At 45.2% G+C, this 24387-nt stretch carries 20 protein-coding genes and 1 tRNA gene; 9 read left to right on the top strand and 12 right to left on the bottom strand.

The window, feature by feature from the left end:
- The first annotated feature begins 161 nt into the window (after positions 1 to 161).
- From AB4351_RS16900 to ltrA, 3 genes are all read left to right on the top strand, one after another.
- A complete protein-coding gene (locus tag AB4351_RS16900; protein ID WP_010433998.1) occupies positions 162 to 452 on the top strand; it encodes a co-chaperone GroES in 291 nt (96 codons plus the stop codon).
- Positions 453 to 658: 206 nt separating this feature from the next.
- Positions 659 to 2305 (top strand): chaperonin GroEL, encoded by a 1647-nt coding sequence (groL, locus tag AB4351_RS16905; RefSeq protein WP_017061290.1) that lies wholly within the window; start codon positions 659 to 661, stop codon positions 2303 to 2305.
- 1132 nt (positions 2306 to 3437) lie between these two features.
- The gene (ltrA, locus tag AB4351_RS16910; RefSeq protein ID WP_108156761.1) at positions 3438 to 5090 is read left to right on the top strand and encodes a group II intron reverse transcriptase/maturase; all 1653 of its coding nucleotides are present in this window, start codon (positions 3438 to 3440) and stop codon (positions 5088 to 5090) included.
- Between the two features lie 267 nt (positions 5091 to 5357).
- Here ltrA and AB4351_RS16915 read toward each other — a convergent pair whose 3' ends face one another.
- Positions 5358 to 7778, bottom strand: a complete 2421-nt coding sequence (locus AB4351_RS16915; RefSeq protein ID WP_372126656.1) for an ATP-binding protein — start codon at positions 7776 to 7778, stop codon at positions 5358 to 5360.
- 441 nt (positions 7779 to 8219) lie between these two features.
- On the opposite strand from AB4351_RS16915, the gene AB4351_RS16920 reads away from it, so the two are divergent.
- Positions 8220 to 8777 (top strand): VC2662 family protein, encoded by a 558-nt coding sequence (locus AB4351_RS16920; protein WP_017068001.1) that lies wholly within the window; start codon positions 8220 to 8222, stop codon positions 8775 to 8777.
- Between the two features lie 255 nt (positions 8778 to 9032).
- Positions 9033 to 10511, top strand: a complete 1479-nt coding sequence (locus tag AB4351_RS16925; RefSeq protein ID WP_372126658.1) for a diguanylate cyclase — start codon at positions 9033 to 9035, stop codon at positions 10509 to 10511.
- Positions 10512 to 10576: 65 nt separating this feature from the next.
- On the opposite strand, the gene AB4351_RS16930 is transcribed toward AB4351_RS16925, so the two are convergent.
- From AB4351_RS16930 to epmB, 3 genes are all read right to left on the bottom strand, one after another.
- Positions 10577 to 11065 (bottom strand): MgtC/SapB family protein, encoded by a 489-nt coding sequence (locus tag AB4351_RS16930; protein ID WP_004733333.1) that lies wholly within the window; start codon positions 11063 to 11065, stop codon positions 10577 to 10579.
- 105 nt (positions 11066 to 11170) lie between these two features.
- Positions 11171 to 11716: a prepilin-type N-terminal cleavage/methylation domain-containing protein gene (locus AB4351_RS16935; RefSeq protein WP_372126660.1), complete on the bottom strand. Its 546-nt coding sequence runs from the start codon at positions 11714 to 11716 to the stop codon at positions 11171 to 11173.
- Positions 11717 to 11729: 13 nt separating this feature from the next.
- Complete coding sequence (gene epmB, locus AB4351_RS16940) at positions 11730 to 12752, bottom strand: EF-P beta-lysylation protein EpmB (protein ID WP_372126662.1); 1023 nt, start codon at positions 12750 to 12752, stop codon at positions 11730 to 11732.
- Between the two features lie 33 nt (positions 12753 to 12785).
- Here epmB and efp point away from each other — a divergent pair, with 33 nt between their 5' ends.
- Positions 12786 to 13352 (top strand): elongation factor P, encoded by a 567-nt coding sequence (gene efp, locus AB4351_RS16945; RefSeq protein WP_372126664.1) that lies wholly within the window; start codon positions 12786 to 12788, stop codon positions 13350 to 13352.
- A gap of 289 nt (positions 13353 to 13641) precedes the next feature.
- Here efp and frdD read toward each other — a convergent pair whose 3' ends face one another.
- The 4 genes from frdD to frdA are packed head-to-tail and all read right to left on the bottom strand — an operon-like array spanning position 13642 to position 17031.
- Positions 13642 to 14028, bottom strand: a complete 387-nt coding sequence (frdD, locus tag AB4351_RS16950; RefSeq protein WP_017063167.1) for a fumarate reductase subunit FrdD — start codon at positions 14026 to 14028, stop codon at positions 13642 to 13644.
- 12 nt (positions 14029 to 14040) lie between these two features.
- Complete coding sequence (gene frdC, locus AB4351_RS16955) at positions 14041 to 14424, bottom strand: fumarate reductase subunit FrdC (protein WP_017061300.1); 384 nt, start codon at positions 14422 to 14424, stop codon at positions 14041 to 14043.
- Position 14425: 1 nt separating this feature from the next.
- The gene (locus AB4351_RS16960) at positions 14426 to 15190 is read right to left on the bottom strand and encodes a succinate dehydrogenase/fumarate reductase iron-sulfur subunit (protein WP_009847917.1); all 765 of its coding nucleotides are present in this window, start codon (positions 15188 to 15190) and stop codon (positions 14426 to 14428) included.
- On the bottom strand, positions 15190 to 17031 hold the full coding sequence (gene frdA, locus AB4351_RS16965; protein WP_372126666.1) for a fumarate reductase (quinol) flavoprotein subunit: 1842 nt from the start codon (positions 17029 to 17031) through the stop codon (positions 15190 to 15192). The genes AB4351_RS16960 and frdA overlap by 1 nt, the downstream gene beginning before the upstream one ends.
- A gap of 451 nt (positions 17032 to 17482) precedes the next feature.
- Between frdA and epmA the strand changes: the two genes are divergently transcribed.
- Entirely contained in the window at positions 17483 to 18454 is a 972-nt protein-coding gene (epmA, locus tag AB4351_RS16970) for an elongation factor P--(R)-beta-lysine ligase (protein WP_017071212.1), read from the top strand.
- Positions 18455 to 18539: 85 nt separating this feature from the next.
- On the opposite strand, the gene AB4351_RS16975 is transcribed toward epmA, so the two are convergent.
- The 4 genes from AB4351_RS16975 to rsgA form a co-directional block, all read right to left on the bottom strand.
- A complete protein-coding gene (locus AB4351_RS16975) occupies positions 18540 to 19427 on the bottom strand; it encodes a DMT family transporter (RefSeq protein WP_017071213.1) in 888 nt (295 codons plus the stop codon).
- A gap of 113 nt (positions 19428 to 19540) precedes the next feature.
- Entirely contained in the window at positions 19541 to 20956 is a 1416-nt protein-coding gene (locus tag AB4351_RS16980) for a DASS family sodium-coupled anion symporter (protein ID WP_372126668.1), read from the bottom strand.
- 308 nt (positions 20957 to 21264) lie between these two features.
- Positions 21265 to 22185 carry an archaetidylserine decarboxylase gene (gene asd / locus AB4351_RS16985; protein ID WP_017063172.1) on the bottom strand — a complete coding sequence of 307 codons (921 nt, stop codon included), beginning with the start codon at positions 22183 to 22185 and terminating at the stop codon, positions 21265 to 21267.
- A 125-nt stretch (positions 22186 to 22310) separates the two neighbouring features.
- Positions 22311 to 23366, bottom strand: coding sequence for a small ribosomal subunit biogenesis GTPase RsgA (gene rsgA / locus AB4351_RS16990; protein ID WP_017061306.1), 1056 nt, complete (start codon positions 23364 to 23366; stop codon positions 22311 to 22313).
- A gap of 150 nt (positions 23367 to 23516) precedes the next feature.
- Here rsgA and orn point away from each other — a divergent pair, with 150 nt between their 5' ends.
- Together orn and AB4351_RS17000 are read left to right on the top strand one after the other, a co-directional pair.
- The gene (orn, locus tag AB4351_RS16995; protein ID WP_010434065.1) at positions 23517 to 24062 is read left to right on the top strand and encodes an oligoribonuclease; all 546 of its coding nucleotides are present in this window, start codon (positions 23517 to 23519) and stop codon (positions 24060 to 24062) included.
- A 180-nt stretch (positions 24063 to 24242) separates the two neighbouring features.
- A tRNA-Gly gene (locus AB4351_RS17000) sits at positions 24243 to 24318 on the top strand.
- The last annotated feature ends 69 nt before the right edge of the window (positions 24319 to 24387 follow it).

A 24387-nucleotide genomic window follows, 5' to 3' on the forward strand; every position in this document is an offset into this window, starting at 1 on the left:
CGAAAAGCAGGGAAAGATGAGGGGTGAGAATCTGCACTTTAGCTCACAATTTTTTCGTTCCCCCCTTGGGATCTTTCACATCGCCCCCAACATATTGTTTGACCCACGCTAATCGTGGCAACTATCAAAATTTAAATGGAAATTATCAGGAGATAAGACCGATGAATATCCGTCCTCTACATGACCGAGTTATCGTTGAGCGCCAAGAAGTTGAATCTAAATCTGCTGGTGGCATCGTTCTAACTGGTTCTGCCGCAGAAAAATCGACTCGCGGTATCATTCTAGCTGTTGGCAAAGGCCGCATTCTAGAAAACGGTTCAGTGCAACCGTTGGACGTAAAAGTTGGCGATACCGTTATCTTTGCTGAAGGTTACGGCACGAAAACTGAAAAAATCGACGGCAAAGAAGTTCTGATCATGTCTGAAAACGACATCATGGCGATCGTCGAGTAATCTATTTTTCATTTAACTCTCAGTAAAAGTTATCAGAGCCAGTATTGGATGATTCATATCGTCATTCCAGAAATGAGGAACGAATTATCTGGAATCTAAACAGAGTGCGATTTGAGTAGATTCTGAATCACGTTCGTCCCTCACTGTTCAGAATGACGCGATAACGCTGAGACGCCCCGAAACAAAGAATTTGAAAGGAAATTAAGATGGCTGCTAAAGACGTTAAATTTGGTAATGACGCACGTATTAAAATGCTAGAAGGTGTAAACGTTCTGGCTGACGCAGTAAAAGTAACACTAGGTCCTAAAGGCCGTAACGTTGTTTTAGACAAATCATTTGGCGCACCGACTATCACTAAAGATGGTGTTTCAGTTGCACGTGAAATCGAACTTGAAGACAAGTTCCAAAACATGGGCGCGCAAATGGTTAAAGAAGTGGCTTCGCAAGCGAATGACGCGGCGGGCGACGGTACGACTACAGCAACAGTTCTTGCTCAAGCAATCATCACTGAAGGCTTAAAAGCCGTTGCTGCTGGCATGAATCCAATGGATCTTAAGCGCGGTATCGACAAAGCAGTTATCGCTGCAGTTGAAGAGCTAAAAGGCCTTTCTGTTCCATGTGCAGATACAAAAGCTATCGCGCAAGTAGGTACTATCTCTGCGAACTCTGATTCGACAGTAGGTAACATCATTGCTGAAGCGATGGAAAAAGTAGGTCGTGATGGCGTAATCACGGTTGAAGAAGGTCAGGCTCTACAAGACGAGCTAGACGTAGTTGAAGGTATGCAGTTCGACCGTGGTTACCTATCTCCTTACTTCATCAACAACCAAGAAGCGGGTTCTGTTGATCTAGAAAGCCCATTCATTCTTCTTATCGACAAGAAAGTTTCGAACATCCGTGAACTTCTTCCGACTCTAGAAGCGGTTGCTAAGGCATCTCGTCCACTTCTTATCATCGCTGAAGATGTAGAAGGCGAAGCGCTTGCAACTCTAGTTGTGAACAACATGCGTGGCATCGTTAAAGTGGCTGCTGTTAAAGCGCCTGGTTTCGGTGACCGTCGTAAGTCTATGCTGCAAGACATCGCTATCCTAACTGGCGGTACGGTTATCTCTGAAGAGATCGGCCTAGACCTAGAGAAAGTAACGCTAGAAGACCTAGGTCAAGCTAAGCGTGTAACTATCACTAAAGAAAACTCAACCATCATCGATGGCGCGGGCGAAGAAACAATGATCCAAGGTCGTGTTTCTCAAATCCGTCAACAAATCGAAGATGCAACGTCTGACTACGACAAAGAGAAACTTCAAGAGCGCGTAGCTAAGCTAGCTGGCGGTGTTGCAGTAATCAAAGTAGGCGCTGCAACTGAAGTTGAGATGAAAGAGAAGAAAGACCGCGTTGAAGATGCACTTCACGCAACTCGCGCTGCCGTTGAAGAAGGTGTGGTTGCTGGTGGTGGTGTTGCACTTATCCGCGCTGCATCTAAAGTTGCTGGCCTTGAAGGCGACAACGAAGAGCAAAACGTCGGTATCCGTGTTGCACTACGTGCAATGGAAGCGCCTATCCGTCAAATCACGAAGAACGCAGGTGATGAAGAATCTGTTGTTGCTAACAACGTTCGTGCTGGCGAAGGTAACTACGGTTACAACGCGGCGACTGGCGAATACGGCGACATGATTGCAATGGGTATCCTAGATCCAACTAAGGTAACTCGCTCTGCACTTCAGTTCGCAGCGTCAGTTGCTGGTCTTATGATCACAACAGAAGCGATGATCACTGATAAGCCACAAGATTCTGGCCCTGCAATGCCTGATATGGGTGGCATGGGCGGTATGGGTGGCATGGGCGGCATGATGTAGTGCGACAAGGGTCGCATTGACTGTTCCTCAGGATAATGTACTGAGGTGGGCGGAAATATCGTTGGATATAACCGCCCTAGTTATCAACTCCGAGGATGTAATGATAACGCTCTGCCTAGAGTTCCTCTCACCCAACCTCCATACCCGAAAGGGTCTTCGAAACGGAAATATGTCAGAGGCAGCGTGCTGCCTCTTAGTTAACTATGCCGATGTGCATTCAAAGTAATAATCTTTGGCACCAACGCGCAGGAAACTGCCTTTAAAAAGGAAAGACATGGGACCGACATGCCAATGGTTTGGCATGCCCTCATAAACTGCAGCTCTTGGCTTCTTAGCTGAAAGTGAGTACTCCTCACTGACAGAACAAGAAGAGGTGCTTCAACAGTCAATTGACTGAAGCTTGTGTTTGTATTGTCTTACTCTCAACAACAGTTTGAGTGATAAGACCTACTTTGTAGCAAGTAGTAGCCTAGGGATAGTGCGAATCTGGTAACGGATTGGTGCGAAGCTTCCTGACAATGTACTCCCTGAAAAGGTGTGTCGTTTGCGCGAGCAAATAATACAGATATCGGTAATGACGACCGATTGAGAGGCTAGGCTTGGTTATAAGGTTAACGTATGTGAACTACTGATAAACAACGTCAGCCGCGACGAGCGAAATGTCTTTGTTTGTAGCAATCAATCTAGGTTGATTACTGCAAGGCGCTCTGACCAAAAGGTATGTGGACAGGTTATTCCTTTTACATCTGGGATTACGCTACTGTTGTGCCACCGTTGAATAGGTAGAACCTAAGTAACTAATTGTACAAATACAGGAACTTGGTAAGCCCAATTATTCGCCCTCGAGGCAGGTAACCCGTAAGGGGAGCTGTTGGATGAGTGGGTATGGGAGCGATGGATAAAGCGAATGCTTGGCTGTAATCGCCAAGATAGAGGTTCAGACTTTGCCTCAACTCGAAAGAGTGCAGACTTCCATTAGGTCTTTAATCGTAAGAAGGCTTGTAAAGCCGAAGGATGACTAGCGAACTTCGTTCGCTGGTTGATACTTGTCCCCCTAAGGGTGAATGATACTTCACCCTTAGGGGAGATCTATCTTCACTCCACATGGGGGATCCACCATGAGGAAAGCAAGATGAGTAAGGCACAGTGTCTACCTGCATTCTCATACTCGAACGATAGCTGGCAAACCATTAATTGGAAGCTATGCCATCAAAGAGTAAAGAAGCTACAAGTACGGATTGCGAAGGCAACTAAACACGGCGATAACAGGCAAATTAAAAAGCTACAGCGCATGTTAATACGCTCTTTTTCTGCCAAAGCGATAGCGGTAAAACGGGTAACCGAAAACCGTGGAAAGAAAACATCAGGTGTCGACAAAGTACTTTGGAATACACCAACTTTGAAATGGGATGCTATTCAATCTCTAACGAGTAAAGGCTACAAGCCAATGCCGTTAAGGAGGGTTTACATTCCTAAATCTAATGGTAAAGAACGTCCGCTAGGAATACCGACCATGCGTGATAGAGCAATGCAGGCACTGCACCTGTTAGCGCTAGAACCTGTATCGGAAACCAAAGCGGACAGACATAGCTATGGATTTCGTCCTCACCGCAATTGTGCTGATGCTATTGAACAATGTTTCGTAAACCTCAGTCGCAAGAGTAGTGCCCAATGGGTATTAGAGGGGGATATTAAAGGGTGTTTTGATTTCATTAGTCACGATTGGTTAATCGCTAATATCCCTATGGATAAAGTGATACTCAAGAAGTGGCTTAAATCCGGATTTATGGAATCTGGAAGTTGGAATCCAACAGAAGCAGGTACACCGCAAGGAGGAATTATTTCTCCTGTACTTGCGAATATGGCTTTAGACGGGCTAGATGCGGTGCTGGAATCTCATTTCGGGAAGAAAAACACCAAAGCTAGTTATAAAACTAAGGTTAACTATGTGCGATATGCTGACGACTTCGTCATCACTGGCATCTCGAAAGAGTTGTTAGAGCAAGAAGTACTGCCAATAGTTGAAGCCTTTATGGCGGATCGTGGGTTAGAACTGTCGAAGGAAAAAACATTAATCACACATATAGAGAATGGGTTTGATTTCCTAGGGCAGAACGTTCGGAAATACAAAGGCAAGATGTTAATCAAGCCTGCGAAAAAGAATGTGAAAGTCTTTTTGAAAAACATAAAAGATTATCTCGATAGTCACAAAACGGCTCCAGCGAGTGCAATCATTGCCAAGTTGAACCCGATGATCAGAGGGTGGTGTAATTACCATCGTTGGATCTGTGCTAGTGAGACATTCAAGTATGTAGATTACCGAATCTGGAAGATGCTTTGGCGTTGGTGTCGACGTATCCATTCTAATCGCCGAAAACGCTGGATTAAAGATAAATACTTTAAGTCAGTAGGGGATAGGAATTGGGTATTCAGTGCACCAAGACCAAAAGAGGAAGATGGCTACTACCGTTTGCTTTACGCATCGAGAGTGAAAATCGACAAGCATGTAAAGATTAAGGCATTAGCGAATTGTTACTTACCAGAAGATGAGCAATATTTTGAAAGTTTGACGATCAGAAGATTGAAGAAATCTTTATCAGGTAACATGAAGCTTTGGAAGATTGCCGAAAGGCAGGGTTTCCAGTGTGCGGTATGCCACCGGCAGTTTGCCTCTGAAGATGAATGGGATGTTCACCATATCATTCGACGAGTCGATGGTGGTTCGGACAATAGCGAAAATCTTATGATGTTGCATATTAATTGTCATAGGCAATTACATGTTTGAGTTGCTGGCATTTACTTAGGTAGGTGCTTATAAAGGCTTGAGCCGTATGCGGGGAAACTCGCACGTACGGTTCTTAGGGGGCGGTGTCGCAGTAATGCGTCGCTGCTACCCTACATCATCCCCCTTTCTCTATAGCAGAGAAAGTCACACATAAGCTTTAGAAAACGGAGACTTCGGTCTCCGTTTTTTTGCTCTTAAGCCTTATTTATTCGCATCCCGTATCTGTATTTCAGCTTCACCATCACCCTTTTCCCCAAAGCTCCTTGGTCAGCCTGCCTTGTGCGTAAACTGTTGTTCATCAATTTTTTGCAGCATCATGTCACGCTTAAATGGTTTTGGAAGATAATCGTTCATTCCACACTCGAAGCAACGTTTAATATCATCATCGAGCACGGATGCCGTTAAAGCGAGGATATGTGTTGCCTGAAGTTGCAGGTTTTCTTCATAGCGCCTGATTCGCTCTGTTGCCTCAAAGCCATCTACATTCGGCATCATGCAGTCCATCAAGATAAGGCCGATGTCTTGATGATGCCCTTTATATAAATCAATCGCTTCTTGTCCATCATTGGCAACCCAATATTCAATCCCTAACTTATCTAAATTGATACATACCACCTTCTGGTTTACGCGGTTATCTTCAACTACGAGGACTTTTTGACGTACAGTCGCTTCTATCGGCTCAGGTTGATGTTGAGGGGGTTGTGGCTGTGACCTTTCAAGCACGGAGTTCAACATGCTACTTAAGCGGGAACCGAGCATAGGAAGAGTCACATAGCCTGAGATAAAATGACACTCACTCATAGGATCACTAAGATTATCTTTCACTATGATGATTTTCTCCTCTGGTGCTAAGCGATGCAGTGTTTTGGCTTGGTTAATATCTTCCATCAAAGCGATCTCTGGGAGGTCAGTTGCCGCCAAGTTTGTTTCGATTGATTTTAGTTGTGGTGAGTAACCAAGGCGGAACAAGTCATCGAGTAAAAGTTTCGATGGCGCATCTGAATAATAGACAACGGTTTGTTTACGATTTTTATGTTCAGAATGATCTGATGGCACTACGGTTAATTGGAAATGAAAGCAACTTCCCACATCTTTCTCTGACTCAACGTTTATCGAGCCTCCCATCATTTCCACCATACGTGACGAAATACTAAGCCCTAATCCGGTCCCCGCAATATTGGAGGTGATGTTGGTATCTTCTTGGCAAAACGCTTTGAAAATGTGCTCTTGTTGGTCTGCTGCGATACCAATACCCGTATCTCGAACAGAAAACTCGACCACACACTCTGTTTCCAATGATGGAAGCCGTTTAGCGGTGAATACGATAGAGCCTTGTTCTGTAAATTTGATCGCATTTGAGGCTAAATTCATCAACACTTGGCGAATTTTATTCCCATCAACATGAATGTACTCTGGGAGCTCGCCATCAATTTCAACTTCCAACTTAATCTGCTTTTGATAAGCTTTAGAAGAAATCAGAGTCACGCTATCAAACAGCAGCTCTCTTAAGTCTGTCGTATGTGGATTAATTTCCAGTTTACCCGATTCAATTTTGGACAGATCGAGAACATCGTTGATCAACATAAGTAAGGTTTGAGAAGAGGTATAGATAGTCCCAAGGCAGTCTTTCTGTTCTGCGGATAGTTTGGTTTCTGCCAGTATTTCTGACATACCAATCACGCCATTAAGCGGTGTCCGTATCTCATGAGACATATTGGCAAGAAAGGCACTTTTTGCACGGTTTGCTTGTCGTGCTTTCTCTTGTGAAACAATCAATTGAGTTTCAAGTTGACTGGCACGCCACACAACATAAAGCAGCACCAGTAACGTCACCCCTCCTAATGCGGCTGTCGATAAGTAGCTGTACGACTTTATCTGCGTCAGGCTCTCTGCGATCTGCTTGGGTGTTTCGGTGAAAAGTAAGTTGAGCTCATCTTCAACATGATAAATACTGCTGGTGAGTTCTCCTTTGAGGCCGCTATCAGAGCTGTACCCGACACTCTTTAACCCTCGCTGCAATCGCCAAAAGTGGCGTTTAAAATTATTAAACGAAGCTAATGCACTGATCGTTCGGGAATTCTGTTCTATTTCATCTTGGATTTTGAACAATGAATCGACAATCTTATCTAATGTTGTCTGATCAAAATCGGTAAAGAACTGATACATGAGATCTTGTGTTTCTAAAGTCAATTCTTCAAGCTGCACATTATTGGATTCATGTACGAAGCGCTCAAGTGTCAACGCTGCATTTTTTAGTTTCTCAATGAGCCCAATTTGGTCCCTCTTGCCATGTATGCTGACTAACTCAAGGGCTAATAATGTAAAGGCGGTGTGGTACTCGTCGAGATACTCGACAACTTTGGCATAATTAAAAGAAATATTGAGGTCGCTTCGTACGATTTTCCCATCGATCTCAGCCAGCTTTTCGATCAGCTGACTTCGCTTTATATTGAGTTGTTCTTGAATCTCTGGTTGCCTTGTGGAAACAAACTGCTGCTCTTGTCGTCTGACAGAGAGCATAACGCTATAAGCTTCAGAAAGACTGAGCTGGAGATTAATCATGTCCTGCTCTTTGTTCTTCAGAGCATGGCTAACATAGATATAGAGGCCTAAAAATAACACGATAGCCAAAAAACCACGCGAAATAATTGCTTTAATGGTCTGTTTATTCGTAGGTTCCTTAACCATGCTATTCCCACTGTTTCATATCGTTCTATTCCTATATTAGAATTTAGTTTATTTTCAGAATTTTACGAACATTAGTTTTTGAATACCTGAGGTCTGTTGAGCTTTTATCAATAAATTTTTTAGGATGACATCGCTTTAGATGCGGCAATAAGTGTGTGGGCTATAAGCTTGTGAAACATGTTGATTTTCTCGCCTAGATTTTTGTTTGGAATAATAAGCGTTAGAGCGGAGGTTTCGGTCTCTGTTTTTTTTGCTTTTCGCATCTCGTTCACTCGAATCCCGCATCTGCTCTTAACCATTGCTCTTTATGATTTAGCGGCTTATATTCAACAGTACAGTTATTACATTGATTTAACATGGGTAGCTGTTGAATAAAGGACAATAAATGCTTGATTAAAAATGGATTAATCAAGTGAACAATAAGTCAGTGGAGACTCCCCAATGAAAAAACTACTTTCAGTACTTGCTGTGTCGGCAGCAGTAATGGCACCGGCAGCATTTGCTTCTTCGCCTGTTATGTTTTCAACGATTAACGGTTTCAACGCACCTGATTCAGATGCGGTTGGCGGTGTGCGTTTGGCTCTGCTTCACGGACAAGTAAACGACCTTAAAGGTGTCGATCTTGCCGTTGTTGGTATGTCTGAGACGCAAACGACCACAGGTGTGAACCTTGGTATTTTTGGTGCATCAAAAGTGAACCAAGAAATGACCGGTGCATCTCTGGGTTTCTTCAACTGGAATACGGGTAAAACAACCGGTGTTAACCTGGGTGCTGTGAACATTACTAATGATGTGAAAGGCGCGAACGTGAGTTTTGTAAACTACTCAGAAGGTAACACTATGGTTGATGTTGGTGCAGCGAACCTTTCAGAAGTGTCTACGGTTCAGGTTGGTATCTTCAACAAAACCAACAAAATCGAAGGCGTACAAGTTGGTCTGATCAACTGTGCTGACAACGGTTTCTTCCCGTGCTTCCCGATTGTAAACTTTGCTAAATAACGCTGTCGTTTAGCCTTTGGTTCTCCCATTGGCGAGCAACGTTCAGTTAATGCATTAGCTTTTAGTTACGCATACGCGATTAAAGACTAAGCCTATCAACGCCTAAACCCTTGTTTGGGCGTTATTACATTCAATTCTACTTCCACGATAAACTTCTCAAATTACCCAATAAGCATGTTGTTTTATATTTGTTGTTGCGATGTTTGAATTTATAGGTACAATGTGCGATAAATCCCTAATGATGATTTATATGCTTTGATTAACCACCATACCGTCGATTTTAAAAGGGCTTTCTTAGGCCTGACCGCCAGTTTTTTAGTAGTTTTGAGCTTGTTGCTCGTTGATTCAGCGGAAGAATCAGATAAACAGTATGGAATGGAAAACCAAGGCGTAACACGCTCTTTAGCGGAGCTCACACAGATCATAAATGCGCTTGAGTACAACATCACTGCGCTTTATCCACTGCATGGGGATACCTACGTATTCTCGCATGACAAAAAGATCGAGGGTGAGACGTGTTACTTCACCAGTGAGGAGCAACATGCCCCTCGTTTTGATTTTATGTTCTCTGGCCCTCGCGAGATGTGCAACCCGGAATCGGACCTTTATACCGAAGCGGGTAAACGCCTGTTCATCGCGCCGACCATGGCTTATTTTGCCAATACCATTGATACCATCTCTGCGATTTATTTCATTTCAAAAGAGAAATTCATTATCTCTTCGCCTTCTGATTTTGCCAGTTACATTAAGGGCGACACCTTTGATTCGGTTGTGAATAGCAGGCCTTATTGGGTGAACACGATTCGCTTTGGCTTAGCTCAAGGGCAAGACCAAGTGGTGTATACCGGCCAATATGATGACTACCTGACAGGTCAGAAAGTGGTGACCTTAACCAAAGGGATCTACGTTAATGGTGAGTTTAAAGGGGTATTGGGTGTCGATGGCTATGTCTCTAACCTAGTATCGAACCCTACCCATGGTTATAAAGTCACCAGTACTCGAGGCGCAAACAAGTACGGGTTTATGGACTTTACTTATTCCAAGCCTCTCTATGTTGATGATATTAACACCCAGCTATATCTGAGTATTGAAGAAGATAAGAGCGAGCACTTTCTGCATGTATTGGAGATGGAGAAGATTCAGCTTTCGATACTGTTGGTTTTGTATCTGCTCTCGGTTTTATGGCTATGGCGCTTCTATACAAGACAAGAGCACCAGCGTTTAAATGAGCTAGCAATGCGCGACCCATTAACGGGCTTGCTGAATCGACGTGGTTTTGAGGCTCGATTACTGGCGCAAGATGAAGAGCCGATTATTGGTGTTGGCGTGTTTGATATCGATGATTTCAAAGTCGTTAATGATCAGCATGGCCATAAAGTGGGGGACGAGGTGATTTGCCATGTTGCTCGGTTGATGCTGAACAGCGTTAGACAGCAAGATATCGTGGCTCGATTTGGTGGCGAAGAGTTTGTTGTCGCGATTACGGGTGAATCGTCTGAGTTGCTTTCATCGATCTTTGAGCGAATTCAAAACGACATTAGCCTACAGAGTTATCGATGCCCTACGGGTGACAAGATTAGTATCTCAGTGTCTGGTGGCGCGACGCTCTACTCTCTGTATAAGTTCGACAGCGTAGGGCACTTGTGGGAAAACCAGAGCATTCGTTCGTCTGATGAGCAGCTTTATAAGGCCAAGGCTGCAGGTAAGAACCAGGTGTGTATTCAGGTGTATTAATTAGTTGGATACACAAAGACCTAGTCGTGTGACTAGGCCTTTTTAATGTCTGTTTCAGGTTGAGGTTACTTCTTCACGCGGCCTTTTCTCATCCACTTCTGATGCACACCACGGCGTAGGCTCTGGAAGCTATTTTCCACTTTGTCGACACCAAGTAGGATAACCAGCGCCATTAGCGTGATGATGACAGACTGAGAAAGGTGCCCTAAGGCAATCATCATCCCTAATGCAGCGAGTACCCAGATAATCGCAGCTGAAGTCACGCCATGAATCTTGCCATCCAATGTCATCATGACCCCTGCACCAAGGAATCCAACACCCGTAATGATCTGACCAAGTACACGGGCCTGATCGAGCGTGTTGGGGGATAGGCTAATCGCCATCGTAAGGAAGAAGTAGGTACCACTGATGATCAGAATCGACGTTCGGATTCCGACGGGTTTACCGCGTGTTTGCCTTTCGATTCCGATTAAAGAACCACACAGCATGCATGCAGCGAGGCCTGCCCAGCTAAAGGGGGCAAGGTTGAGAGTTTGTTCTATAAATTGTGACATATCACCCCTCCTAAAAATTTAGAATAGAGCCGAGTATGCTAATAATAGACCGGACGATCGAACAAAAACTTTTTGTCTTAACGATTGATAAAGATTACTTAAAACCTAGCAGCCGCTTGTTGTTAAGGTGAAGGCTGGTGTCGTGGTCTCTGTCGCTTCTTGGTACTCAAGATAACAGTTATCTGCCTGATTTTTTCGGCTCGAAGGCGCATAAAGAATAATGCCATCGTTCGCGTCAGTGTTGGTAAAGAACCAGTCAGCTCTACCCGTATCCCAAACCGCATCCAAGAACGTGGATTCGACAAGCATTGACCAAGTTTGATCGTTCATCGCTGCAGGATAACCATAGACCACTGAGATATTGTCACCCTCAACATTAATCGATGCGCTAGCTGCTTTATCTAAGCCCAATGCTGATGTCTTACCATAAAGCATAGCACTTGCGCCCTCCATTCCGCCTTTAAGGCCGTTTAATGTCGAGATACGAGCATCGGTTTGAAGGTTGAGGAACTTAGAAGCTGCAGTGACCGACACAATACCTAGAATCACGATCACCACGACCAGCTCGATGATGGTGAAACCTCTTGAGCTGAACCTAAGCGCTGGTTGAGATGTGGTTGCTGGTGGAGCAACTGAGGTATTGTGTTTCATTGATACAACTTCTCTATTCAATGTGTAGGTCGAGCGGTGTCTTGCTGCTGCGTCCGCCAATCTCACGGGTTAATTTAGGTACTAGGTAGCCAGAAACCTCAGAGATTAATCCTTTAAAGTGATGCTTCGCCTCTTCATCTGAAATATAGAAGTGCGCTGCGCCCTGAACCTTATCAAGTACATGCATATAGTAAGGTGAAATACCGGCGTCGAATAGCTTTTCGCTTAATTCTTTCAATGAGTTAGCGCTGTTGTTTACGCCTTTAAGCATCACGCCTTGGTTGAGCAGAGTAGCACCACTTAACTTAAGCTTGTGGAAAGCTTGTTTGAGCTCTAAGTTAATTTCGTTGGCATGGTTAATATGGCTCACCATCACCACATTAAGGCGAGTTTGAGCTAACAATTGGCATAGTTCATCCGTTACTCGAGCGGGAATCACAACCGGTAATCGGCTATGAATTCGAGCGGTCTTTACATGTGGAATCTGTTCGATGGCATTGATCAGCCATTCGAGTTCGCTATCTTTTGCCATCAGTGGATCACCACCTGACAAGATAACTTCGTTGATCTCTGGGTGAGCCGCCACATAGTCGAGACTGGTTTGCCAAACCGACTTCGAGCCCTTGTTATCTTGGTAAGGGAAGTGACGACGAAAGCAGTAGCGGCAGTTAATCGCACAACCGCCTTTTACAATCATCAATGCACGATTTTTGTATTTGTGCAGTAAGCCCGGAATTGCATTTTCTTGTTCTTCCAAAGGATCGGCGGAATAGCCTTGGTGTACCTCAAACTCTTCGCTTAGCGGTAAAACCTGTCGTAGCAATGGATCGTGTGGGTTGCCTTTTTCCATTCGTTCGACAAAGCTAAGAGGTACCCGAAGTGCAAATAACTCACGAGCAGCGAAGCCTGCTTGCCACGGTGTTGGGTCTATTTCCAATGCCTCAAGCAGTTTTGTCGGGTCAGAGATCGCATTCGATAGTTGTTTGAGCCAGTTTTGCTCAACAGATTCGACTTTTCGGGTTATGATATGCGGCATTGAAATTAACTCAAAGATGTGGAAGAGAAAATCATGGCGTCAGTAAGCACCAATGAATTCAAAGGCGGTTTAAAATTCATGTTAGATAATGAGCCTTGCTCAATTATCGAAAATGAATACGTTAAGCCAGGTAAAGGCCAAGCGTTTAACCGTGTTAAACTTCGTAAACTGCTGTCAGGCAAAGTGTTAGAGAAAACATTTAAGTCAGGCGATACAGTAGAACTAGCGGACGTTGTAGACGTTGAACTAGGCTACCTATACAGCGATGGCGAATTCTACCACTTCATGAACAACGAAACATTCGAGCAAATCGCTGCTGATGCAAAAGCAGTAGGCGAGACTTCTAAATGGTTAGTTGAAAACGACGTATGTACTCTAACGTTGTGGAATGATAACCCTATCACAGTAACTCCACCAAACTTTGTTGAGATCGCAGTAACAGAAACCGATCCTGGCCTTAAGGGCGACACACAAGGTACTGGCGGTAAGCCTGCAACTCTAGCAACAGGCGCGGTAGTTCGCGTACCTCTATTCATCGCTATCGGTGAAGTTGTTAAAGTTGATACTCGTACTGGCGAATACGTTGGTCGTGTGAAGTAATTGACTTCAAGTATCTGAAAAAGGTCGCTTAGGCGGCCTTTTTTTGTATCCCAAGATCAGATTCGCGTAAACGAGATGCGGGATGCGAGATACGAAGAGCTGGAAGAGCAGATATGTGTGAACGAGATGCGAGATACGAAAAGCAGGAAGATCAGAGCCGAGTCAGAGAGATAAGATATTCAACAAATAACAAAAAAGCAGAGCTGGATAACCTAGCTCTGCTTTCGTTTTTCTGCTCTTAAGCTCTTCGATACTCGATTACTCGATTACTCGAATCCCGTATCTGCTTTTAGATCATAAAGATGAAAATAACAGACAACGCGCTGATTAGGCCTGCAACGAAGTAGCAGCCCACTTTACCTGCAACGCCGACATGGAACTTAAGGTCGTGCATGCCGTGGTGAAGACGGTGCATTGCGTGCCACATTGGCAGTGCTAGCGTACCGATGATGAATAGCGCACCGATAATGCTGGTGGCGAATTCAGACACACGCTCGTAGCTCATTGCGTCCGCATCGATAATGCCCATTGGCACTAAGATACCTAACACTAGAACCGTGATTGGTGTGATCATCGCAAACCAAGTACCGCCAGCGCCAAATAGGCCCCACCAGATTGGCTCATCAGAGCGTTGTGGGTTGTGGTTAACAGGTTTTACTTTGTAATTTGTGTTCATAACGAAAGCTCCTTACACCACAACAAGAACGATTAAAGAAATAAAAGCCACCGCTGCCCACTGGGTCAGTACGATGATTTTTTTATCAACCAATTTGCCTTTAAGACGGATTGGCATTACTTGAGGCATCATGCTGAAGAAGGTTTGAGCGTGCAGCAAGCTGCCTAGCAGTGCCACGATGTTGATACCAACGACGATAGGGTTAGCCATAAAGCTCAACCAACCAGCCCAAGCTTCAGGCCCTTTCACTAGTGCACCCAAACCGAAGGTTAGGAACAGAGTGAATAGAATCAAAGGCAGTACAGTCGCTTCACGTAGCATGTAGAAGCGGTAGAACGGATGGTTGCTCCACCACGTTCTCTTCATCTCACGAACATAAGGCTTACGATTGCTCATATTATGCCTCCTCTGCTGTTTTTACTTGCGATCCGTCTGGCTTGAACATCGAAATAACGAAGTCCATTGAAGACTCAACTTTACCTTGGTTTACTGCAGCCGCTGGGTCTACTTTCTTCGGACATACGTCAGAACAGTAACCTACAAACGTACAGCCCCAAGCGCCATTGTCGCCATTGATAAGCTTCATACGTTCAGCTTTACCATTGTCACGGCTATCTAGGTTGTATCGGTGAGCAAGAGCAAGTGCCGCAGGGCCGATGAACTCAGGGTTTAGACCAAACTGAGGACATGCTGCGTAACACAAACCACAGTTGATGCAGCCAGCGAACTGCTTGTATTTCGCCATTTGCTCTGGAGTTTGGATGTTCGTGCCGTCTTCTGGCTTACGGTCGTTACCAATGATGTAAGGCTTGATTGCTTCAAGGCGTTCGATGAACGGTGTCATGTCGACAATCAAATCTTTTTCGATTGGGAAGTTAGCCAAAGGCTCAATCTTGAAGCCATTCGGGTAATCACGTAAGAAGCTCTTACATGCCAGTTTTGGCACGCCATCAACCATGATGCCGCAAGAACCACAAATCGCCATACGACAAGACCAACGGTAAGACAGGTCTTTATCTAGGTTGTCTTTGATGTAACCGATCGCATCAAGTACTGACATGGTTTCATCAAACGGAACTTCAAAGGTTTGAAAGTGAGGTTCTGCATCGTGCTCAGGGTCATAACGCAGGATTTCAATTTTTTGGATTCGATTCGCTGACATTATGCTTGCTCCTCTTCGCTCTTCTTAGCATTCTCTTCTGCTGCTTTTTCAGCGGCAGCGGCTTTCTCTGCAGCTTCACCGTACAGACGAGCTTTAGGTTGAGATTTGGTGATCTTAACGCCGCTGTAGTCGATGGTTGGTGCTGCATCTTCGTTGTAGAAAGATAGAGAGTGTTTCAGGAAGTTCACGTCATCACGTTCTGTGCAGTTGTCGTCTAGACGTTGGTGTGCACCGCGAGACTCTTTACGAAGAATCGCTGAGTGAACCATCGCTTCTGCAACTTCAAGGCCGTAACCCACTTCGATAGCGTAAAGTAGGTCAGTGTTGAACACTTTGCCTTTGTCTTTAATGCTGATCTTCTTGTAGCGAGCTTTCAGTTCAGTGATTTTGTCGATGGTTTCTTGCATCAAGTCTTCTTGACGGTAGATACCACAACCCGCTTCCATGGTGTGACCCATTTCAGTACGGATATCAGCCCAGTTCTCATCGCCTTCTTGAGCCAAGATGCCTGCGATGCGATCTTCAACTGCTTTAACTTGCTTAGCAATAGACTCTTCGTTCCAGCCTTTGAATTCAGCAGCGCGTTTCACGGCTTGTTCACCGGCTACGCGGCCAAACACTACGAACTCAGCCAGAGAGTTAGAACCTAGACGGTTTGCACCGTGCAGACCAACTGAAGCACATTCACCAACAGCGAATAGGCCTTTAATGCGAGTTTCACAGGTACCGTTAGTTTCAATACCACCCATGGTGTAGTGAACGGTCGGGCGAATCGGGATTGGCTCTTTTGCTGGGTCGACGTTTACGTACGCTTTTGCAAGCTCACAGATGAACGGAAGACGCTCTTGCAGGTACTCTTCACCAAGGTGGCGAAGGTCAAGGTGTACGACATCACCAAGTGGGTGCTTGATGGTGTTGCCTTTCTGCTGCTCGTGCCAGAATGCTTGAGAAACTTTGTCACGAGGACCCAGTTCCATGTATTTGTTCTTCGGCTCGCCCACTGGAGTTTCAGGGCCCATGCCGTAATCTTGTAGGTAACGGTAGCCGTTCTTGTTGACGATGATACCGCCTTCACCACGACAACCTTCGGTCATCAAGATGCCAGTGCCCGGTAGGCCTGTTGGGTGGTATTGAACGAACTCCATATCACGCAGTGGCACACCGTGGCGATAAGCCATTGCCATACCGTCGCCCGTTACGATGCCGCCGTTGGTATTGCAGTGGTAAACACGACCTGCGCCACCGGTTGCTAACACAACAGATTTCGCTTTGATCGTAACAAGTTCACCTTCAGACATGTGAATCGCGATTAGGCCTTGTACTTCGCCATCTTCAACGCCGCTCTGGTTTTCTACGAGAAGGTCCACCACAAAGTACTCATCAAATCGTTTGATTGTGTCGTACTTCATCGAAGTCTGGAACAGAGTATGAAGCATGTGGAAGCCGGTTTTATCCGCTGCGAACCACGTTCTCTCTACCTTCATACCGCCGAATCGGCGTACGTTTACTTCACCGTTTTCTTTACGACTCCATGGGCAGCCCCATTGTTCCATTTGGATCATTTCGCGAGTCGAGTTTTCAACAAAGTATTCAACAACATCCTGTTCACATAGCCAGTCGCCACCGCCAACAGTATCGTTGAAGTGGTTATCTAAGCTATCTTCGTCTTTAATTACTGCTGCTGAACCGCCTTCTGCCGCTACCGTGTGCGAACGCATTGGGTAAACTTTAGAAATCAGTGCTACTTCCAGTTCAGGATTAGCTTCAGCCGCAGCAATAGCTGTACGAAGACCAGCGCCGCCTGCGCCGATGACTGCGATATCTGTGGTAATTGTCTTCACAGTTATTCTCCAGTGTGATGCGGAGTATTCCGCTTGTAATTATAAAAAGCCTATTTAGGAGGTTCTAAATCGTAGGAACCATTTAGCGCCCCTAAGCCTTAAGTGGTAGGTTCAGTGTAAGAGAGGACGGTATTCGAAAAGTTGATGCATTTGGGTTTTTAGGTCGGTAATGCATATGGAGGCATAGAAATTATAGGTTATGTGACTGCAATCACGGCAATGAATCGTTGATAACGATTAACCCACAGGACGGGTGTTAACGGCTTGTTGAGTATGATTTTTGTTATCAATGTTGATGTGAAATCTGTATTGATAATTGTATTGTAGAACGTAATTTTCTGGCTTCATTAAAACAACATTTTGCTTTCACGAATAGAAAGATAGAAGCTTACAAAAGCGATGAAAGGTGGTAATTTTCGTCGCCTAGAATTCAGTAATATGGAACTCAATAATGCACTCTACATGGCAACCGGCCGCAACCATTAAACAGTTAAAGCAACGTGCTGATATCCTTAATCAAATTCGTCAGTTCTTTGCTGAGCGAAACGTGATGGAAGTGGATACGCCTGCGATGAGCCACGCCACGGTGACGGACGTGCATTTGCATACTTTCAAAACTGAATTCGTAGGGCCGGGTTATGCGCACGGTCAGCCTCTATTCTTTATGACTAGCCCTGAGTTTCATATGAAACGTCTATTAGCGGCCGGCAGTGGCTGTATTTATCAAATTTGTAAGTCTTTCCGGAATGAAGAAAATGGCCGTTACCACAACCCTGAGTTCACCATGTTGGAGTGGTATCGCGTTGGCTTTGATCACCATGACCTGATGGATGAAATGGATTTGCTGTTACAGCAGGTACTTAAATCGGGCTCAGCAGAGCGAATGACTTACCAACAAGCCTTTATTGACGTGTTAGGTGTGTGTCCCCTGGAAGATTCGATGGCTACGCTAAAGCAAGCCGCAGCAAAACTTGGGCTCAGCGATATAGCTGACCCTGAAGAAGATCGTGATACCTTGCTGCAGTTGCTGTTTAGTATTGGGGTTGAAGCCAAAATAGGGCAACAAGTCCCTGCGTTTGTTTATGACTTTCCGGCTTCACAAGCGGCATTGGCTAAGATTAATCCTGAGGATTCGCGAGTGGCGGATCGCTTTGAGGTGTATTTCAAAGGCATCGAGTTAGCAAACGGCTTCCATGAGCTAGATAAACCACAAGAGCAGCTCAAGCGCTTTGAAGATGACAATGCCAAACGTATTGAGATGGGCTTATCGCCTCAACCGATTGACCATCACTTGATTGAGGCATTAAAAGCGGGCTTACCAGACTGTGCGGGTGTTGCTTTAGGTATTGATCGTCTGATCATGCTGGCGTTAGGTTATGACCACATCGATGACGTGACGGCTTTTCCTTTCCCACGTTCTTAACTTTTTGCTTTTGTTTTTACTGAGAGTGAATAGTCATTAGCTATTCACTCTCAGTTTCCAATCAGCTGCCAATTAACTTCACTAGCTAGCTGACTAGAATACCAGTACCCACTACGGCAACAATGGCACCGATCCAAGCGTAGGCATTTGGTCTCTGTTTGGTGTACAGCCAAAGTATTGGTAACAACATGATAGGTGTGGTTGAAGACAACAGAGCAACCATGCCGACATTTCCTTCTTGCAGTGCATACAAGATCAGCGTCATTCCCACCGCCATAGCAAGAAAGCCGTTCACTGCGGTAATCGCGAATATTTGACCATTCATCGGGTTAATTGCGCGTGAGAGCTTAGCGCCAGTTAGACGAAATGCGGAGTGAGCAACAAAAGCGGTGATCATACGAATCGCTGAAGCGGCAACAGGGTCTATGCTGGTTTGCATCACGGGTTTTGCAATAATACCGCCCAAGGCTTGGCAGATAGCCGCTGTGATTCCGAGAGCTACACCAATCCACACGGTGCCCTTGATGGTTTCGAGTTGGTTGTTGGCTTGTCCTCGACGACCAAAGAATATCGCGGTTAATACACCACTGAACACCAAAGCCGAGCCAATCAGCTCAACCGAAGTCATACTTTCGCTAAATAGGAAGTAACCAAGAATTGCCGAGAACACGGCGTGACAAGAGAACAGCAAACCTGCTTGGCGCGGTCCCATTCTGTTCAAACAGGCAAATAGGGCGGTATCACCAATGAAGATGCCAATTAGCCCAGACAGCATCATCGGCGTGACTAGGTCTGCTTCGACCGTTGACCAGCCACCAGTAAACCAAGCCATGCTCGATAAGATGATAGCAGTGCAACCCATGCGCCAACGGCTATAGGCGAAAGAACCTAAGTGTTGAGCAGGCTTTACTGACATCAGGCTCGCGATAGCCCAAAGAAAAGCGGCAGCAAGAGCCAGCCATTCGAATCCCATTGAAGTGTACGTCCGTGTCAAAATGTAGAAGTGGGGGATTCAATATGCACTAAACCTTCCAGATAGCAAAGACGTGATTACTATCTGGAAGGGCATTAGTAGGGATTAACGTGCTAGGTGATGATAAACAGGGCGAGGTAAACCATCAGCAAGCCGACAACACCTAAGATGATGCCCATCTTCGCCATGTCTTTGCTTTCGATAAGCCCGGTCGAGTAGGCCAGTGAGTTTGGTGGTGTCGATACTGGCAGAATCATGCCAAGTGACGCAGAGAAGGCGACCACAACCAGCAAGCCTTGCAGACCACCAATCGCAACTAGGCTTTCCATGGAAGCACCAATTGCAGCGGCTATCGGCATCAGCAAGTTGGCCGTCGCAGTGTTTGACATGAAGTTCGCCATTAACCAACACACGATAGACAATGTCAGTACCACAGCTGCAGGTGAGAGCGATTCATAGTCAATTGCGTGTGCGAGTGCAGCGGCTAAGCCTGTTTTATCTAAGCCAATACCAATCGCAATACCACCTGCGACCAGCCACAACACATCCCAGTTAATCAGCTTGAGTTCTTCTTTGCCCATGATGCCAGTGAGCGTAAACACAGCCAGTGGAATGATAGACACGACATAGGTGTTCATGCCGTGCAGTTTGGTGGTCATCCACAATAAGATTGTCGCAGCGAAGGTGATGTAAACCACAATCGCTCGCCAGCTCTTTCTAAATTGTCCATCAAGCTTGAGCACCATGTTTCTTTCTTTAGAAGGGAAGAGTTTTTGTAGAAGAAACCAAGCGATGGTGAGTTGGATGATCACAAAGGGTAAGCCCATCATCATCCAGCTGAGGAAGTCGATGGTATTTTCACCCGTTAGGTATTGCAGCGCGATGGCATTGGGCGGTGTACCGATTGGGGTTGCGATACCGCCAGTATTGGCAGCAATTGGAATACACAACACGAGCGCTTTGATACCCATATCGCCTTTTGGTGCAGATGCCACGATAGGGCCGAGCAGTGCAAGCATCATTACCGTCGTTGCGGTATTTGACATGAACATTGAGAACACGGCGGTGATCAGCATTAAGCCGAGCATAATGAAGCGCGGTTCTGTACCAAATGGTTTAAGTAGCACTCGAGCTAGGTTGTTATCGAGTTCATACTTGGATGCGGATATCGCAAGAGCAAAACCACCCATGAAAAGGATGATGATCGGTGACGAAAATGCACCGAAGATGTCGGTATATTTGATTAACTCACCGAGATCGTGCCCCGCTGGTGGATTTCTAAATAGGTGTAAACCTTTGTCAGATATCATCACCAGTTCAAGCGCAATGATCAAAATGGAAGTGGCGAATACCGGAACAGGTTCAAGCACCCACAGCAGGGCTGCTAATAAGAATATCGCCAACAGGCGGTGTTGAATCAGCGTGAGATCATCGATTGGTATTGAATCTATCGGCATGAATAACACGCCTAAGGGAATCGCAAAACAAATCAACAGCTTGACCAGAACGCCAACATTGAGTTTAGGCATGTACAAAGACCCTATAAATAAAATATCTTCAAATAGAGTAAGTTATCTGGATTTCTGGTACTTGGAGACGGGTTGGAAAATCAAAAAGTTGTTTAAGGTTTCGACAGTTGTTTTGTTTTTGGTCAATCTTTTATCTGGGCAATTAGAGACAAGAGTGAGAAGCAGCAGGTGGCTGGGCAGGGTTTGAAAGATTGAGTTGTTAGAGCTTGAGTAGCAAATGAATCGGTAGAGTTAAGAAAAAGGCGCGTTCTTCTCTGAAATAGAAAAAGTAACGCGCCTTGAAAGCTTAAATGAGTTAACTCAAATTGTTAAGCTTGGTCAGTGTTCTCAGCAGAATCGGTAACAACATCGTCATTTGCTTGCGCTTCTTTGCCAGCAATGTGCGCGAAAGGTGTACCAAGAACCGTTTTCTCGCCATTTTGCATAGTGTCGTCAAACTTGATCGCATCTTTAGCGAACAGGTTGATAACGGTTGAACCAAGCTTAAAGCGGCCCATCTCTTCGCCTTTCTTCAAGATGATTGCTTTGTCACCTTGTGCAGGGTAATCCCATTTGTAAACCGAGTTACCACGAGGTGGGGTGATGGTACCTGCCCATACTTGCTCGATGCTACCTACGATCGTTGCGCCAACCAGCACTTGTGCCATTGGGCCAAATTCCGTATCGAAGATACAAACGACACGCTCATTACGTGCGAATAGGTTTGGAACGTTTTCTGCCGTTAACGGGTTAACTGAGAAAAGGTCACCTGGAACGTAGATCATCTGGCGCAGTGTGCCGTCGCATGGCATGTGCACGCGGTGGTAATCACTTGGAGACAGGTAAAGCGTTGCGAATTCACCGTCTTTAAATTCATCCGCTAGCGCAGCATCACCACCCAATAGCTCGCGAGCTGAGTAGTTATGGCCTTTCGCTTGAATCAGTTGACCGTCAGTAATTGGGCCAAATTGGCTCACACGTGCATCTGCAGGGTGAACAATAACAGACTCACCTTCAGCGATAGGACGCATGCCTTCTTTCAATTCACGCACGAAGAATTCATTGAATGTTTTAAAGTGTTTTGGATCGCTATGCAGAGCTTCATCCATGTTCACTTTGTATTGCTTGATGAACCAGTTGATGATCGCTGTCGTTAAGCCGCCCGCTTTAGCAGACGCAAGTTTGCCGACTAGGCGAGTTAATCCATGTTGTGGAATCCAGTACTGCAATCCAACTTTAATCTTATCCATTGTATTAATTTTCCAATGCTAATTGTTTTTCAATTAAATCTGTCGATGACGGTTTAGGGCGCGAGATGTTACTTAAATTCGCGCCAATTGTCAGTAAATGCACACATTTGTTCACAAAAACGCGATTAGAGATCGGCTTTTTTGTTGCGTGAATACTGACGGTTATCTTTGTTACTCGCCATGCTTTCAATGATGCGGTGGTAGTTGTCGAAACGTAATCGACTGATCTTTCCGTTTTCTACCGCTTCGCGCAGGATGCAGCCTGGGTCATCAATGTGTTTACAGTCACGGAACTTACAACCGCCAAGGTAAGGCTTGAACTCGATAAAGGCTTCAGTGATTTCGTCGGCCTCTAGGTGCCATAGGCCGAATTCACGCACTCCTGGTGAATCAATCAGATCACCACCAGAAGGGAAGTGGTATAAACGAGCTGCCGTGGTTGTGTGCTGACCAAGACCTGAGTTCTCAGAGACTTCGCCTTCTTCAATGTCTAGCGTAGGCATTAATGCATTCACTAGGCTTGATTTACCCACACCCGATTGACCAACAAAGATGTTGATACGGTCTTTGAGTTCAGCTTCCAGCTCTTTGATGCCGTAGCCAGACTCTTTACTCACGAACATCACTTTATAGCCGATCTTCTCGTACTCTTTAAGTGTTTCACGGTATTCAGCAATCTGCTCATCAGTCAGTAGATCGACCTTGTTCAGTACAACAAGCGGCGCGATGTTTACCGTTTCTGAAGCAATTAGGTAACGGTCGATAATATTAAGTGATAGCTCTGGTAGCACAGCCGATACGATAACCATTTGGTCGACGTTCGCAGCTACTGGCTTTAGGCCATCGTAGTAATCAGGGCGAGTCAGCATTGAAGTTCTCGGCTCAACCGCTTCCACAACGCCAGAAATACCGGCCATTGATTCTAAGCCTGCGCGCCAAGTCACTCGGTCACCAGAAACTAAAGTCTCGATACTACGGCGTAAGTTACAACGATGAACTTCGTTAGTTTCAAGATCTTCGATATCAGCATGTTGGCCAAAGCGCGTAATCACGAGTCCGCTTTTGGTTCCGCCAAGCATGTTCTCATCCCATTGGATAGAATCTTCTTTCTTGAGTCGCTTGTTCTGGTTGCTACGTACACGACGTACTTGACCTTTGGTTAACTTCTTTTTTTTAGCCACAATTTTTCACTTAACACATCTAACTTGATGATTGGGGACTCAAACAGGATGTTGCTGGTACCACGTGATTTCGATGGTCCTAAAGCTAGTTTGAGTATAGTTATTTGGGTATAGTACCTCTTTTACACATAAACAAATAGGCGACGCCTTATGTCCTTTAGCGATCAGAACCTTATTTGGGTTGATCTAGAGATGACAGGACTTGATCCTGAAACTCATAAAATCATTGAAATTGCTACTATCGTTACTGATAGTGAGCTTAACATCCTGGCTGAAGGACCTGTTTTGGCTATTCACCAACCTCAGAGTGAATTGGACAAGATGGATGAGTGGTGCACAACGACTCACACTGGCAGCGGCCTCGTGAAGCGAATTCAAGAAAGCACGGTTTCAGAGCAAGATGCCATCCAACAAACGATTGAGTTTCTTGAAAAATGGGTACCAAAAGGTAAGTCACCAATTTGTGGCAACAGCATTGGTCAAGACCGCCGTTTCCTATACAAGCACATGCCAGAGTTAGAAGAGTACTTCCACTACCGCTATGTTGACGTAAGCACTCTGAAAGAGCTGACTCGTCGTTGGAAACCTGAAGTGTTAGATGGTTTTTCTAAGTCGGGAAGTCACCTTGCGTTAGACGATATTCGAGAGTCGATCGCCGAGCTGCAGTACTACCGAAAAACGATTATTAACATCTAGTCGAATAAAATGATCACGTTTATCTAACTTTTCAGGGACATAAGAGCCGTTTTTTTTGCAAATCTGTGTGCTTTTACAGCAGTTGAGTAAAAAGTTTCGTAATTTTGCATTAAGGACTTGCATCACAAAAAAATGCTCTTATAATTCGCAGCCCTGAACGGAGAAAGACGTTTTCAGATTGCGATACTAGCTCAGTTGGTAGAGCGCAACCTTGCCAAGGTTGAGGTCATCGGTTCGAACCCGATGTATCGCTCCAATTTGTAGGTTACGGCGAAAGCGGTAATCGAAAGGTGAAAGACCTTTTATAATGCGATACTAGCTCAGT

The sequence above is a fragment of the Vibrio sp. 10N.261.51.F11 genome (assembly GCF_041471665.1).
Lineage (GTDB): Bacteria > Pseudomonadota > Gammaproteobacteria > Enterobacterales > Vibrionaceae > Vibrio > Vibrio crassostreae_C.